The sequence below is a fragment of the Pigmentiphaga daeguensis genome (assembly GCF_039523035.1).
Taxonomy (GTDB): domain Bacteria; phylum Pseudomonadota; class Gammaproteobacteria; order Burkholderiales; family Burkholderiaceae_B; genus Pigmentiphaga; species Pigmentiphaga daeguensis.
This window is the reverse complement of record NZ_BAAAEN010000050.1, coordinates 1-15149: the sequence shown is the minus strand read 5'-3', so window position 1 is coordinate 15149 and position 15149 is coordinate 1. Positions and strand designations below refer to the sequence as shown.

The window sequence follows — 15149 nt, the reverse complement described above, 5'->3', positions numbered from 1 at the left end:
TGGCTTGCTCATGTTCCTCAATCAGGGCTTGCAAAACGGCACGAGCCATGAACAGGGGGTAGCGGCGGGAGTCTATATAATCGTCAGGGATGCGACATCTACTCACCGACCTCAAGGTCAGGTCGGCCAAATCGACTGATCGAGATTGGAAACTTTCAGACGGCGGGGGCCTGTTCCTGCTGGTCAAGCCCACCGGCGGCAAGCTCTGGCGGTGGACGTACCGTCTGCAAGGCAAGGAGAACCTCTTTGCCATTGGCGGCTTTCCTCAAGTAAGCCTTGCGGAGGCGCGTGCGGCCCGGGAAAAGGCACGCGCCTTGGTCAAGCAAGGCATCCATCCTTCCCATGAGCGGCGGCAGGTCAAGGAGCGCAACCTGGAGGCGCTGGAGGAACGCAAGCGCGCTCGTGAAAGCTCGTTCGCCAAGGTGGCGCAGGCTTACCTGGCGGAGATCAAGCCAGTCTTTGCGCTCAGTTCCTATCGGACGAAAGAATCGAGGATCAGGAAGTACCTGTCGCCGAAGTTTGATGGGTTGCCGATGAGCGACATTGGCGTGAAGCAGATTCGCCCATTGCTGGAGGAGTGCAAGGCCCATGGCGCGTGGGCGGCCATCCATGTCAAAGGCGATCTTTCAGCCATCTTCGAATTCGCGGTGGTGCGTGGGCTGGTCGAGGCAAATCCAATCCCCAGCCTGCGCGGGCTGCTGCGCGTGCCGTTCAGCGAGAGCAAGGCGGCGATGACGCGAGAGCAAATCCAGAGGTTTTATCAGGAGTTGCGCGGCTACCGGGGCTATCCGGAAACCTCGTTGTGCTTGCGGTTGATCGCTCTGACCGCCTGCCGTCCAGGGGAAGCGGCGGATGCCGAGTGGGACGAGTTCGACTTTGAGGATGCACTGTGGCGTCGGCCTGCGGCGAAGATGAAAGCGCGGCGCGACCATGTAAGCCCGTTGTCTGTGCAGGCCATCGCCGTGCTGAAGGATTTGCAGTGCATCACGGGCGGTGGCCGCTATCTGTTCCCGCACCGGAGCGGCAAGGGCTTCACCACACCCAACCGGCTGACCTACGCGATGCGCGACATGAACCTGGGCCGGGGCACGACGCCGCATTGCTGGCGGACGACCTTTTCAACCTGGGCCAATGAGAACGGATACCGGCCTGATGCGATTGAGCGGCAGCTTGCCCACGTGGAAAGCAACAAGGTGCGGGCGACGTACAACAAGGCGCTGCTGCTGGATCAGAGAAGGACGTTGTTGCAGAACTGGGCGAACTATCTGAGTGCTGCGGAGGGCAGCGGCACAGCATAGAGACGGTTTGGCTGGTTGTTACAGAGCGAGTGGGCAAGGGCGGGCGACCTTTTCCTTTTCAGGGTAGGGCCGTTGTCCCTTGAGTACCGTTCCCTTGCCGTTTGCCTTTGCCCTGAGTTGGGCCTGGGAATGGGGTAAACAATGGAGAAAATAGGGTAATTGTGAAATTACTGCCCTTTTTTGGGCATTTCCTTCCTGGTCGGCCATGCCGGCCCCTCGCGACCGGGCCTACGTTCAGGAAATGGGGTAATCAAACGCCTTTAATGAGGTATTTATAGAGACAATGCCCCATTTAAGGGCTATGATTACCCCATTTACACAGCCTGGGCTTACATTTCCATGCACTCGCTCACACCCGAGTACCTTGCCGCGCTTCGCTTCGATGGCACTCAGGCCGCCACGTTGCGCACACTGGGCGAGTACCAGGGTAAGCAGCAACTCTACGCCGCACAGTCGCCCGAAGCCCTCAAGGGCCTGCGCCAGATCGCGGTGGTGGAGTCCACTGAGTCGTCCAACCGGCTGGAAGGTGTTGTCGTCGCGCCCTCACGGCTGAAGTCTCTGGTCATCCGCAACGCAACGCCAAAGAGCCGCTCCGAACAGGAGATCGCCGGCTACCGTGACGCCTTGGCGCTGATCCACGAATCGGCCGCGCACATGCCCTTCAGCGAGGGAGTGGTGCTGCAACTGCACACCCTGCTGTACCGCTATATGCCGCAGGCGGGCGGGCGGTGGAAGGCCACCAATAACGACATCATCGAGCGTCACCCGGATGGCACTTCGCGCCTGCGCTTCCAGCCGGTGGCTTCGCATCTCACGCCGATGGCTATGGCTGATCTGACAGGGAGCTATGCCACCGCGCTGGACCAGCACCAGGCCGACCCGCTGGTCTTGGTGCCGCTGGCGATGCTCGACTTCCTGTGCATCCACCCTTTCCCGGACGGCAACGGTCGCATGTCCCGCTTGTTGACCCTGCTGCTGCTCTACCACTTCGACTATGCCGTGGGCCGCTACATCAGCTTGGAACGCATCTTCGAAGATACCAAGGAAAGCTATTACGAGACGCTGGAAGCAAGCTCGCAGGGCTGGCACCAGGGGCAGCACGACGTAAAGCCCTGGCTCGACTACTTCTGGGGAGCCTTGCTGCGGGCATACCGCGAGTTCGAGGAGCGTGTCGGCACCATCGAGCGTGGCCGTGGCAGTAAAGGCGACCGGGTGCGAGCGGAAGTGCTGGGGCGCTGCCTGCCGTTTTCGATTTCCGAAATCGAAGAGGCCTGCCCGGGCGTGAGCCGGGACATGGTACGGCTGGTGCTGCGGGCGATGAAGTCAGAGGGATTGATCGAATCGACTGGCAAGGGAAGAGGGGCAAAGTGGAAGCGCGTCACAGCAGGCACCTCGGATAGAGCAGCGGTTCTGGCGATTGACCGCAAGATGGATCAGTGAGGACTCTACATGGATAACGTTTTCCAGTTCCGCGACCAGCTCATCGAGCGATACGGCAGCTTTTCCCGCAGTTTCGTTCGCATCGCCGCACCTGATATCCAAGCCGAGGTCGAGCATCAATATGCGCAAGGCCGCTATTGGCCTGAACCGTTGGTGCAGATCAACCCGAATTATCAACGTCAAGGCACAGTGCAGGATCTGGTGGCGGAGGGGGTCCTGCATCCTGCCTGCGCAGACATCTTTCAGGTTGGGAAGACGGAAGGCAAACCAAGTCCCCTGCATCTTTACAAGCACCAAATGGAAGCCCTGGCCAAAGGCCAGGAACGCCAAAGCTATGTGGTCACAACCGGAACGGGGTCGGGGAAGTCCCTGTCCTTTTTCATCCCGATCATCGACCGCATTCTCAAGGCCAAGGACTCCGATGGCGAAGCACGTACCAGGGCCATTGTCATCTATCCGATGAATGCTCTGGCCAACAGCCAATTGGAAGAACTCGACAAGTTTCTGCATGGCTATGCGCCAGAGTCTCGTCCCTTCACCGTCAAGCGCTACACCGGCCAGGAAAGCAAGACGGAACGCAGCGCTATCGCGGATGATCCACCCGATATCCTGCTCACTAACTTCATGATGCTGGAATACATCCTCACGCGCTTCGACGAAGTGGATCGGCGTGTGGTGGAACACTGCGAGGGACTTGAGTTCCTGGTGCTGGATGAGTTGCATACCTACCGTGGCCGTCAAGGTGCGGACGTTGCCTTGCTAGTGCGGCGCCTGCGAGAGCGCTTGAAAGCCGAGCAACTGGTCTGCATCGGCACGTCGGCCACGATGTCCAGTGCGGGCAGCCAAGCCGACCGCAACCGCGTGGTGGCCGATGTGGCTAGCAAACTTTTTGGCACCCAAATCAGCGAGCATGACGTCATCGGGGAGACCTTGGAGCGGGTCACCAACCCACTCAAAGACGTCAACGCCATTCGCGCAGAATTACCGGCTGCCATCGCGCGAAAGCGGGATAGCTGGGCTGACTTCGATGCCTTTCGCAATGATCCGTTGGCCATCTGGGTGGAACTCAACCTAGGTATCGAACTACCTGCCGACGAGCCTCCCAGACGGGCAAGACCTATGAGGTTGGAAGAGGCCAGCCGCCGCCTCGCCGAAGATTCGGGGTGCCAGCCTGAAGCCGCTCGCGCCGCTCTGCAGCGCTTTCTAGTGGCTGCCCATGATGTGCGAACGCCCCAGGGCAGGCCGCCTTTCGCATTCAAGTTGCACCAGTTCATCAGCGGTCCCGGCAAGGTACTCACTACGCTGGAAGCGCGAGGCAAGCGCCATGTCACGCTCGATGCTCAGCGTTTCGCGCCGGGGCGACAGCAAGAGAATGTGCTGCTTTACCCCACGCACTTCTGCCGCGATTGCGGCCAGGAATACCATCCTGTCTGGCACGCACAGCAACCGGGCAACTTCAGCTCACGTGAAATCGACGATATCGCTGCAGAAGACGACGCCAGCTATGGTTTCCTGTGCCCTCTGGTGCCCGGGCAGCAATACGGTGGCCAGCCCGAAGACCTGCCGGAAACCTGGATCGACCTCAGCCGTAGCGAACCCAAAATCAAGCCAGCCTACAAGAATGCCGTTCCCTATATGGTCACGGTCGATGCCAAAGGGCAAACGGGCTCGGGGACGGAGTTCTGGTTCATTCCGGGAAAGTTCCGCTTCTGCCTGAACTGCGGCACGACACACGAAGCCCACGGCAAGGATGCCAACCGCCTCTCCAGCCTGTCCGGCGAAGGCCGCTCTTCGGCCACTACCATGATTGCCCTGGCGGCCTTGCAGCAATTGTTCGCACTTTCCGAACCTGCGCCAGGGCAGCCTGACCCACGCAAGTTGCTTGGGTTTACCGACAACCGCCAGGATGCCGCTCTGCAGGCGGGACATTTCAACGACTTCATTTTCCTGCTGACGCTGCGTGCCGGCTTGATCGGTGCACTACAGGGCAGCGGTGGCCAACTCGATGAAGAACACTTGGCCGAAAGTGTCTTCAAGGCCCTCGGCTTTCAAGGGGTCGATGAAGCGACCTTGGTGGAGTATCTGCGCACCCCCAAGCTCATGGGACTGGCCCGACAAGAAGCGCAACGCACATTGCGCTTCATCATCGCCTACCGGCTACTGCGTGATCTGCGGCGTGGCTGGCGTTTCAATAATCCGAATCTGGATCAACTCGGCCTGTTGCAGATTCGGTATCGAGACCTGGATGCCTTTTGCGCTGACGCCAGTATCTTTGCTGCAAACAGCACCTTGACCAAATTGACGGCAGTGCAACGGACAGTTCTGTTCGAATTACTGTTCGACGCCTTGCGCCGCCATCTGTGCCTGGAAAGTCGTTACCTCGACCCGGTCGAGCAGGACAAGGCACGCACCAGCGCCCACACCTACCTGAATGAGCGTTGGGCCTTCGCTCCCGACGAGAAACTCGATACCGGCCGCTATCTCATCCTCGGCAAGCGCCCGGAATACAAGGGCAAGCCGCGCACCGACCTGGTGACAGGTGGTCCACGCTCCCGTCTGCTGCGGCAAATAAAGACGGCTGCCTTCTGGCGTAACAGTGCCTGCGCCAGCGAGGTCGCGCAGTGGAAAGATCCCGAATGGGCCGAGCTGATCGAAGCCCTGCTGGAGTCCGCCAAGAATTACGGTTACGTGCAGCGCCAGCCTATCGACGCCCAACTCGCAGGCTGGCGTCTGAACGCGGCAGCCCTCGACTGGTGCCTGATTGCCGATGAGCAGCAGGCAGAAAGCAATCGCATCAACCAGTATTTCCGAGCGCTGTATCTCAGCATTGCCGACCTGCTGCGTCAGCCCTCGCATCCGCTGTTCGACTTCGAGGCCCAGGAACACACTGCCCAGGTGGATGCGCCACGCCGGCAGCTGCTGGAGCAGCGCTTCCGCTACACCGAAAAGGATAGACAGGACTGGGCGCAGAACCCGGCCCACGAAGCGCCGTTGGAACGTCTGCCTGTGATGTTCTGCTCCCCCACTATGGATCTGGGCGTGGATATCTCCGCGCTCAACACCGTGTACCTGCGCAATGTGCCGCCGACCCCCGCCAACTACGCCCAGCGCAGCGGCCGTGCGGGTCGCTCGGGTCAGCAGGCGCTGGTCATCACCTATTGCGCGGCGCTCAGTCCGCATGACCAGTGGTTCTTCCACAATGCCGAGCAGATGGTGCATGGCGTCGTGCGCGCGCCAACCCTCGATCTGAGCAATCGTGATCTCATCGACAGCCACCTGCAAGCGGTCTGGCTTGCCAGTACCCAGGTGCCACTGGACGACAGCATTGCGCCCATGCTGGATCTCGACCAGCCCGGTAAACCACTGAAACAGCCCTTGCACGAAGCACTGCGGGCGCAGGCTGTCCAGCAGCGTGCCTTGGCCAGTGCCGGACGGGTCATAGACCAGCTTGAGGGCGAGCTTGAAGGCAGCGCCTGGTTCACTCCTGACTATGTGCGCCAGGTCATCGACAACGCGGCGCAAGCGTTCTCTGGGGCGCTGGAGCGCTGGCGCGTGCTGTTCGATGCCACCCGCCAACAGATGGATATGGCTGATCGCATCGTCAAGAGCCATACCGCCTCGCACACGGAACGCCAAAATGCCCAGCGCCGCTACGGCGACGCCGCGCGCCAGTACGCCGTATTGCTCAAGTCCGGCAACGGCCAGAACAATGACTTCTATACCTATCGCTACTTGGCCAGCCAAGGCTTTTTGCCAGGCTACAACTTCCCGCGCCTGCCGCTGATGGCCTGGATTCCCGCCCGTGGCGGCCAGGCTGTCAACGGCAAGGATGACGAAGGCAGCATGGTCAGCCGGCCACGCTTCTTGGCCCTATCCGAATTCGGCCCGCGCAGCCTCATTTATCACCAGGGTCGCATGTACCGCGTGGTGCGTGCCAAACTCAACGTAGGCAATACAGACCACATTTCCGGCAACAGCCAGTTGGCCACCATTGCCTCGTTGGTGTGCAGCCAATGCGGCTACGGCCATCTCGGCGAGCCGGGCGGCGAACAACCGCTGGTCAATCGCTGCGAGAACTGCGACGCCTTGCTCACCGAGCACGATTGGGTGCGCGAGCTCTACCGCATCGAAACCGTGGAGACCGTGGCCACCGAGCGCATCTCCATCAACGACGAGGAGCGCCAGCGTCAGGGCTTCGAGCTGCAAACCACCTACCGCTTTCTACCCGGCCCCGATGGTCGTATCCAGCAGCAGAAGGCCACGATCCAACAAGGCGAGGACGTGCTGGGCGAGCTCACCTACGCGCCCGCTGCACAAATCTGGCGCATCAATCGCGGCTGGCGCAGGCGCAAAGACAAGGAGCAACTTGGCTTCTACATCAATCCCATCACGGGCACCTGGAGCAAGCAGGACGCACCGGATGCGGAAGACGACCAGGGCGGCGACGATGCTTTGCTGGAGAAGGTGCCCAACCAGCGCATCGTTCCTTTTGTGGAAGATCATCGCAATCTGCTGATCTTCGCTCCCGTACATGCCCTGTCGCTGGAGGCCATGGCCACTTTGCAGGCCGCGCTCAAGCGCGGCATCGAAATGACTTTCCAGATCGAGGAATCCGAACTGGTGGTCGAGCCACTGCCGAAGTCCGACGAGCGTCGCGCCTTGCTGTTCTACGAAGCGGCGGAAGGCGGTGCGGGTGTGCTCACTCGCCTGGCAAACAATCGCGACGACCTTGCACTCGTAGCCAGCAATGCCCTGCAACTGATTCACTATCGCAAACCGCAGAGCGGCATTTGGACGCTGGACGATTTGCCGTCGCTGGAACAGACCGATGCACTTGGCAATCATCAGTGCGAAGCCGGCTGCTATCAGTGCCTGCTGTCCTACTTCAACCAGCCGGATCACGAACACATCAACCGCCGCAATGCGGATGCGCTCAAGCTGCTGGTCGCGCTGGCCAATGCTCAGGTACAGCCTGTGGAATGCAGCGCGGCCCCCGTTGCAGCGACGATCTTGGCAGACGAGCCACTCGACGCCTGGCTGTCCGCGCTCAGCCAGGCAGGGGGCGTGCAACCTGATGCGGTCAACGTGTCCGTCAACAATGGTGCAGCCATCGCCGCTGCCCAGTACAAGGCAGCCCGCGCTTTGGTCTTTCTGTCCGCTGTGGATGACCAGACCACCAGCGTATTGCAGGACAAAGGCTGGCAGGTGCTCGATTTTTCGGACGCTTCACGCTGGCCACAACAATTCGCCGCGCACGCCGATGTGTTCGGTTCCAAGGAATAAAGGCGTATGACGATCCTCGAACACGACTTTCTGCCCGGCAATCTGGTGCGCGCCCGAGGCCGCGAATGGGTGGTGCAAAGCGACTCCCGCCGCGACTGGCTGCGCCTGCGTCCATTGAGCGGCGCCGATGACGAAAGCATCGCCCTGATCCCAGAGTTGGAGCTGCATCCCGTCGAACCTGCCACCTTCGACTGGCCCGATCCTGCACGCGCCGGCAACCATGCCGCCGCGCTGTTGCTACGCGATGCCTTGCGCCTGACCCTGCGCGCCGGCGCCGGCCCGTTCCGCTCCTTTGGCAATATCGCGGTGGAGCCTCGCGGCTACCAGCTTGTGCCGTTGCTGATGGCACTGCGTCTGTCCACTGTACGCCTGCTGATCGCTGATGACGTGGGCATCGGCAAGACCATCGAAGCCGGCCTGATCGCACGCGAGCTGATGGACCGTGGCGAAATCGCCCGCCTGGCCATCCTCTGCCCGCCGCACCTTGTCGAGCAGTGGCAAAGTGAGTTGGAAACCCGCTTCAACCTTCAGGCCGTGGCGTTGACTTCGTCTTCGGCCTCCCGCATCGAACGTGATCTTCCGCATGGAGTGCGCCTGTTCGACCATCATCCCGTGGTGGTCGTCAGCCTGGACTACATCAAGAGCGAACGCCACCGCGAACAGTTTCTCGCTACCGCCCCCGAATGCATCATCGTTGACGAGGCCCACACCTGCGCCAGCAGCGGCGCAGGCAAGCAATTGCGCTTCGAGTTGCTGCAACGCCTTGCCCGTGACGCGCAGCGACACCTGATTCTGCTGACCGCCACCCCTCACTCTGGTGACGAAACCGCCTTCTACAACTTGCTGTCGCTGCTCGATCCACGTTTTGCCGCATTACAAGGCCGCATGACAGCCTCCGACCCGCTGCGTCAGGAACTGGCCCGCCACTTCGTCCAGCGCCGTCGCAAGGACATCGTTGAATGGCAGGCCGAGACCCATGACGGACGAGGTTTTCCCCGCCGCATGAAAACCGAGCTTACCTACCAGCTCAGCGGCGAATGGGGCGCGTTCTTCGACGCCGTGCAGGATTACTGCCGCGAACTGGCTGAAACCGTTGAGCAGCAAGAACAGCAAGGCGGCGCGCGCCTCATCTGGTACGCCACCCTGGCATTGTTGCGCTGCGTGGCATCGTCGCCCGCAGCCGCCGTCAAGGCGTTGACCACACGGCTGGAAGGCACTGTGCCGGATGAGGCGCTTCTCGGCGATGAGCGCCTGCACGATGGCGAGGCCGATGACCTCTCCGGCAGTGATCTGGAGCCGCCTGCCCAGGTGCAGGACGCTGCGCCGCGCCTGCAAGCCCTGATCGCCGACGCGCAACGTCTTTCCGGCAAGGCCGGTGATCCAAAGCTGGCTGCGCTCATCCGGCATATTGACCTTCTTGTGAAGGATGGCTACCACCCGGTGGTGTTCTGTCGCTACATCGCCACCGCTCATTACGTGGCCGAACACCTCAAGGCCGCCTTCCCCAAGGCCACCATCGAGGCCGTGACCGGCGAGCTCACGCCCGAAGAACGCCGCGAGAGGGTGGAGGACATGATCGATGCCGACCAGCGCATCCTGGTCGCCACCGACTGCCTCTCCGAAGGCATCAACCTGCAGCACCTGTTCACCGCTGTCGTCCACTACGACCTGGCCTGGAACCCCACTCGCCACGAACAGCGCGAAGGCCGCGTCGATCGTTTCGGTCAGCAGGCCGATGAAGTGCGTTGCACCATGCTTTACGGGCAAGACAACCCGGTGGATGGCTTCGTGCTCAACGTTATCCTCAAGAAGGGCGAGGCCATCCAGAAGGAACTCGGCGTGCTGGTTCCACTGCCCGAGGACGAAGCCCGCATCAATCAGGCCCTGGTCAAGGCGGCATTGATGAAACGCAGCGACAGTCGCGCCGCGTCGCCGCAGGTCGCATTCGACTTCGGTGAGCCAGAGCAATTGCTCGCTCCTCTGCAAGCCCAATGGCACGACGCGCTGGAAAAAGCCAAGGCCAATCGCACTGTGTTCGCCCAGCGCCGCATCAAGCCAGACGAGGTGCTGCCCGAATGGCACAAACAGCAGCAGGCCTTGGGCACCCAGGCTGACGTGTCGCGCTTTCTGCAAAGCGCTTGCGTGCGATTAGGGTCACCGCTGGAAATCGGTCGCAAGCAGACTGCACGCTTCTTGCCGCAGCACCTCCCAGAAGCCCTGCGCCAGCGCTTGGCCGACGAGGGCATCGACAAACCCCAGCTCATCGACTTCAGCGAACTGCATCGCAGTCACCCGCTGGTTGGCCTGCTGGCTCAGCACCTGCTGGAAGACGCACTTGGAGGCGAACGTCCGCTGGCCGCCCGTTGTGCTGCCACTCTTACCAATGACGTGGAGGTCGTCACCACCCTCTATCTTCTGCGTCTGCGCCACCAGCTCAGCTACGTGCGCCGCCGCGAACCCTTCCAGATGATGGCGGAGGAAACCGTTGCTCTGGCTGTGCAGGGCCGCAACGCTCCCCAATGGCTGGCCGACGATGGCGTGAGTCGCCTGCTCGAATGCACGCCCAGCGGCAACCTGCCGCCGGAGGCGGCACAGCGCGAAATCCGCACCGCGCTCGACTTCCTCGCCGCGCACCCGCAGCAACTGCAAGCGGTAGCCCAAGAGCGAGCCGATGCCCTGCTGGCCGACCACCAGCGCGTGCGCGAAGCCACCCGTGACGTCGGCCAGTACAGCGTCAGCCCCTGCCTGCCGGTCGATGTGATGGGCGTGTACGTGCTGCTGCCTGACTCGCTGTAAGCCTCGGCCTGGAGAAGAACAACCATGAAACGCATCCGCAAGACCCAGGCCGCGCTGAACCTGCCTACCGTCAAGCTCGAAGGCGGCCTGTTCCTGCCCGACCAACTGGAAAAAGCCGCACAGGGCCGCGCCAACGCACAGCTAGAGGCCGACTACGGCACCCCCAAGGGCGTCAAGCTCAAGGACGAATACAGCCGCGCTTTCCAGATCGCCTGCGCCCAATGGCAGCACTTCGCCGCGCAGATGGAACGCGCCGACGTCGATGCCACGCAACTCACCACCGCCTTCATCCACGAACTGCTGCGCGACGCCTTCGGCTACGCCACCTTGCAAACCGCTCTGGCTCAGCCAGTAGGTGAACTGCGCTACCCGGTCAGCCTCATGGCAGGCACCTTGCCCGTCCTGGTGGCACCACACTCTCTGGGACTGGACGAGGCCGACGCGCGGTTTGCCGTGCAGGGCGGCGGCAACCGCAAGAAAGCCCCGTTCCAGGCGATGCAGGAACTGCTCAACGCCAGCGAAGCGCTGCAATGGGGCATCGTCAGCAACGGCAAGCAACTGCGTCTGCTGCGCGACGCTGCCTCGCTCACCCGTCCCAGCTTTCTCGAAGTGGATCTGGCCGACCTGCTTGGTGGCCAGCGTTATGCCGAATTCGCCAACGTCTGGCGCCTGCTGCACGCCAGCCGCGCATCCCGCCTCGGCCAGGGCGCTACGGTGTGCATCTGGGAACAATGGCGCAACGATGGCCAGCAGGAAGGCACCCGCGTGCGCGACGGCCTGCGCAATGGTGTCGAACAAGCTCTGCTGACACTCGGCCAAGGCTTCCTGCAACACCCCGCCAACCAAGCCCTGCGCACCGCTCTGAACGACGGCACGCTCCCCAAGGCTAAATATTTCGAACAACTGCTGCGCCTAATCTACCGGCTCATCTTCGTTTTCACAGTGGAAGAGCGAGGCGTACTGCACCCGCAGGATGACAGCGCCGAGGCGCTGGCTGCTCGCCGCGCCTATGCCGAAGGCTACGCCCTGGCCCGCCTGCGCGAGCTGTGCCTCAAGCGCCGCGCCCGCACCCGGCACGACGACCAATGGCAGGCCATTCGTATCGTCTTTCGCGGCCTGGCGCAAGGCGAGCCGCGCCTGGCGCTGCCCGCGCTGGGCGGCCTGTTCGCACCGGAGCAATGCCCCGATCTGGATGTCGCCAGCGTGGACAACGCCCACCTGCTCGCCGCACTGCAAGACCTACGCTGGGCCAAGCCGGCTGGCGCGCAAAGCCTGGTGCCAGTGGACTACCGCAACATGGGGCCGGAGGAACTGGGCAGCGTCTATGAAAGCCTGCTGGAACTGGTGCCCGCCATCGACCTGCCAGCGCGCACGTTTGGCTTCGTTGGCCGCACCGAGGAAGGCAGCACCGCCGGCAACGCCCGCAAGCTCACCGGCAGCTACTACACCCCCGACAGCCTGGTGCAGGAGCTGATCAAGAGCGCACTCGATCCCGTCATCGAACAGCGCCTGGCCGAGCAGTCGGCCAACCCCACCGAGGCACTGCTGGCCATCCGCGTCATCGACCCCGCCTGCGGCAGCGGCCACTTTCTGCTCGCTGCCGCCCGCCGTCTGGCGGAAAAGCTGGCCCAGCTGCGCAGCCTCGAAGGTGGGCAGGAAGGCGCCATCCAGCCGCAGGACTACCGCCACGCCCTGCGCGAAGTGGTGGCCCGCTGCATCTATGGCGTGGACCGCAACCCCATGGCCATCGAACTGGCCCGTATGGCCTTGTGGCTGGAAGGCTACGAGGAAGGCCGCCCGCTGGGCTTTCTCGACCACCACCTGCAAGTGGGCGACGCGCTGCTGGGCCTGACCGACCTGAACGTGCTGGAAAAAGGCATCCCCAAGGACGCCTTCAAACCTCTCAGCGGCGACGACAAGGACGTGTGCAAGGAACTGGCCAAAGCCAACGCCGCAGGCCTCAAGCAGATCGCCAAAGACCTGCAAGGCAAGCAGATGCTGCTGGGCGTGGACAACCGCAGCGGCCTGGAAGCCCTGCACGCCATCGAAACCCTGCCCGCCGACACGCCCGAACAGGTCGCCGCCAAGGAACAAGCCTGGCGCCACTTTCTGGAGGACTCCGCCCACAGCCCGCTGGCCCACGCCGCCGATGCGCTGGTGGGTGCCTACCTGTTGCCCAAGACGGAGGACACGGCCGACGCCGTACCCACCAGCATCACCCTGCATGCGCTACTGACCGCACCGGAACGCGCCCAGACCGAGCATGCCGCCCCCATCGCCACTGCACGCACGGCCTGCGAACAGGCCCGCGCGTTCCACTGGCCGCTGGCCTTCCCGCAGGTGTTTGCGCAAGGCGGCTTCGACTGCGTGCTGGGCAACCCGCCGTGGGAGCATGTGGAGCTAAAAGAGGAAGAATTTTTCGCCACCCGGAATCCGCTGGTTGCAGAAGCCAAGAACAAATCCGAGCGCACACAACGTATCCAGTGGCTCAGCGAAGGCATGTTGGCCCGCCATCTCTATCCCGAACAGGTGCACGAAACCCGCGAGGACGAAGCCGAAAAGCGCCTATACCAAGAGTTCATCACTGCCAGACGCACGTTTGAGGCTGCCAGTACCTTTGCACACGCCGACAAGGAAGACGGAGGCCGCTACCCACTGACTGGCGTAGGGCGCGTTAACACCTACGCGCTGTTTGCCGAAACCATCCTGCAAATCCATGCCGACAGTGGCCGCGCCGGCTTCATCGTGCCGACCGGCATTGCTACCGACGACAGCACCAAGGCGTACTTCGGCCACATCACCCAGAACCGGCGGCTGGTCAGCCTGTACGACATCGAAAACCGCGAAGCGGTGTTTCCGTCCGTACACCGCAGCTACAAGTTTTGCCTGCTCACCCTGGGCGCGGCGGAACGGGCCGAGTTCGTCTGCTTTGCCACCCAGGTCAGCCAACTGGCCGACCCGCGCCGCCGCTTCACCCTCACACCCGACGAATTCCGCCTCATCAACCCCAACACGCTCACCTGCCCGGTTTTTCGCAGCGAGCGCGATGCGGAACTGACCAAAAAGCTCTACCGTGCCGCGCCGGTGCTGATTGACGAAAACCGGCCAGATGGCAACCCGTGGGGCATTCGTTTCTTGCAAGGCACGCACAACATGTCGAGCGACAGCCATCTGTTCAAGGACGAGCCAGCCGCCGACCACCTGCCACTGTACGAAGCCAAGCTTATCCACCAATTCGACCACCGATGGGCCACCTACACGGCGGACGGCAACAGCCGCGATGTCACGCAGGCCGAAAAGGCCGACCCGGATTTCACCGTCACCCCGCGCTATTGGGTCAGTCGCGCCGAAGTGGAAGAACGTCTATGCAAACGCGACCGCGATGGCCGCGTGATCTGGCAATGGGAGCGGGATTGGTTGATGGGCTGGCGGCGCAATGCGAGAGCTACGGATGAACGTACAACTATTGCAACAGTGATGCCCTTAAGTGCCCAAGGAGACAGTGTTTTCCTGTGGCTTGTAAATGAGGCAATTTCAGTCGAACACTCTGCTGCGCTCCTTGGTAGCTTAGGAAGCCTTGCATTTGACTTTGTCGCAAGACAGAAAGTGGGGGGAGTTAATTTTAGTTTCTACTACTTTAAACAGCTCCCTGTACTCGCTCCCACTGGCTACACCGAAGCCGACCTCGCCTTCATCGTCCCGCGTGTATTGGAACTGACCTACACCGCCCACGACCTCTCCGGCTGGGCACAGGATCTGGGCTACGACGGCGAACCCTTTCCCTTCGACCCCGACCGCCGCGCCACCCTGCGCGCCGAACTCGACGCCTACTACGCCAAACTCTACGGCCTCACCCGCGACGAACTGCGCTACATCCTCGACCCCGCCGACATCATGGGCGAGGACTACCCCAGCGAAACCTTCCGTGTGCTCAAGAACAGGGAACTGAAGGAGTTCGGCGAATACCGCACGCAAAGGCTGGTGCTGGAGGCGTGGGATAAATTGGAGCAAGGGGGGCTGCAATGAAACATCTCGATTTGCTGAACGAATTCAGAACGCAGATTGCACAGCTTCGTTCGCAAGTTGAAGCAGGCAGTGCCATGGGGCTTTATGACACGCATAAAGTGGCAGAGGGCGTTATCTGTGGCCTTTTGCGAGAGCTTTGCGATTGGCACGATCTGCGCAACCTGAACTCTGATCAGGCTAATTTCCCTGGCATTGACTTGGCTGACGATTGACCTGCTCCCCAATTTAGTACGAAACCAAATTAGAGTCTGCGGTTAAAAAACTGTCTGCAAACTGCTTGGGCGTCAGATACCCGAGCGAACTGTG

At 61.8% G+C, this 15149-nt stretch carries 6 protein-coding genes; all 6 read left to right on the top strand.

Translation table 11 applies throughout. From position 1 onward, the window contains the following. Positions 1-89 precede the first annotated feature (89 nt). The 6 genes from ABD104_RS29735 to ABD104_RS29710 all read left to right on the top strand — a co-directional run bounded on the left by ABD104_RS29735 (position 90) and on the right by ABD104_RS29710 (position 15055). Positions 90-1298, top strand: coding sequence for a tyrosine-type recombinase/integrase (locus ABD104_RS29735; protein ID WP_343928845.1), 1209 nt, complete (start codon positions 90-92; stop codon positions 1296-1298). Positions 1299-1637: 339 nt separating this feature from the next. Further along, on the top strand, positions 1638-2738 hold the full coding sequence (locus tag ABD104_RS29730) for a Fic family protein (protein WP_087838771.1): 1101 nt from the start codon (positions 1638-1640) through the stop codon (positions 2736-2738). 9 nt (positions 2739-2747) lie between these two features. Then, complete coding sequence (locus tag ABD104_RS29725) at positions 2748-8021, top strand: DEAD/DEAH box helicase (RefSeq protein WP_343928844.1); 5274 nt, start codon at positions 2748-2750, stop codon at positions 8019-8021. A gap of 6 nt (positions 8022-8027) precedes the next feature. Beyond that, on the top strand, positions 8028-10817 hold the full coding sequence (locus ABD104_RS29720) for a helicase-related protein (protein ID WP_087838769.1): 2790 nt from the start codon (positions 8028-8030) through the stop codon (positions 10815-10817). Positions 10818-10841: 24 nt separating this feature from the next. Then, positions 10842-14843: an Eco57I restriction-modification methylase domain-containing protein gene (locus ABD104_RS29715; RefSeq protein WP_087838768.1), complete on the top strand. Its 4002-nt coding sequence runs from the start codon at positions 10842-10844 to the stop codon at positions 14841-14843. Further along, positions 14840-15055 carry an SMEK domain-containing protein gene (locus ABD104_RS29710; protein WP_343928843.1) on the top strand — a complete coding sequence of 72 codons (216 nt, stop codon included), beginning with the start codon at positions 14840-14842 and terminating at the stop codon, positions 15053-15055. Before ABD104_RS29715 ends, ABD104_RS29710 begins: the two co-directional genes overlap by 4 nt. Positions 15056-15149: the final 94 nt, after the last annotated feature.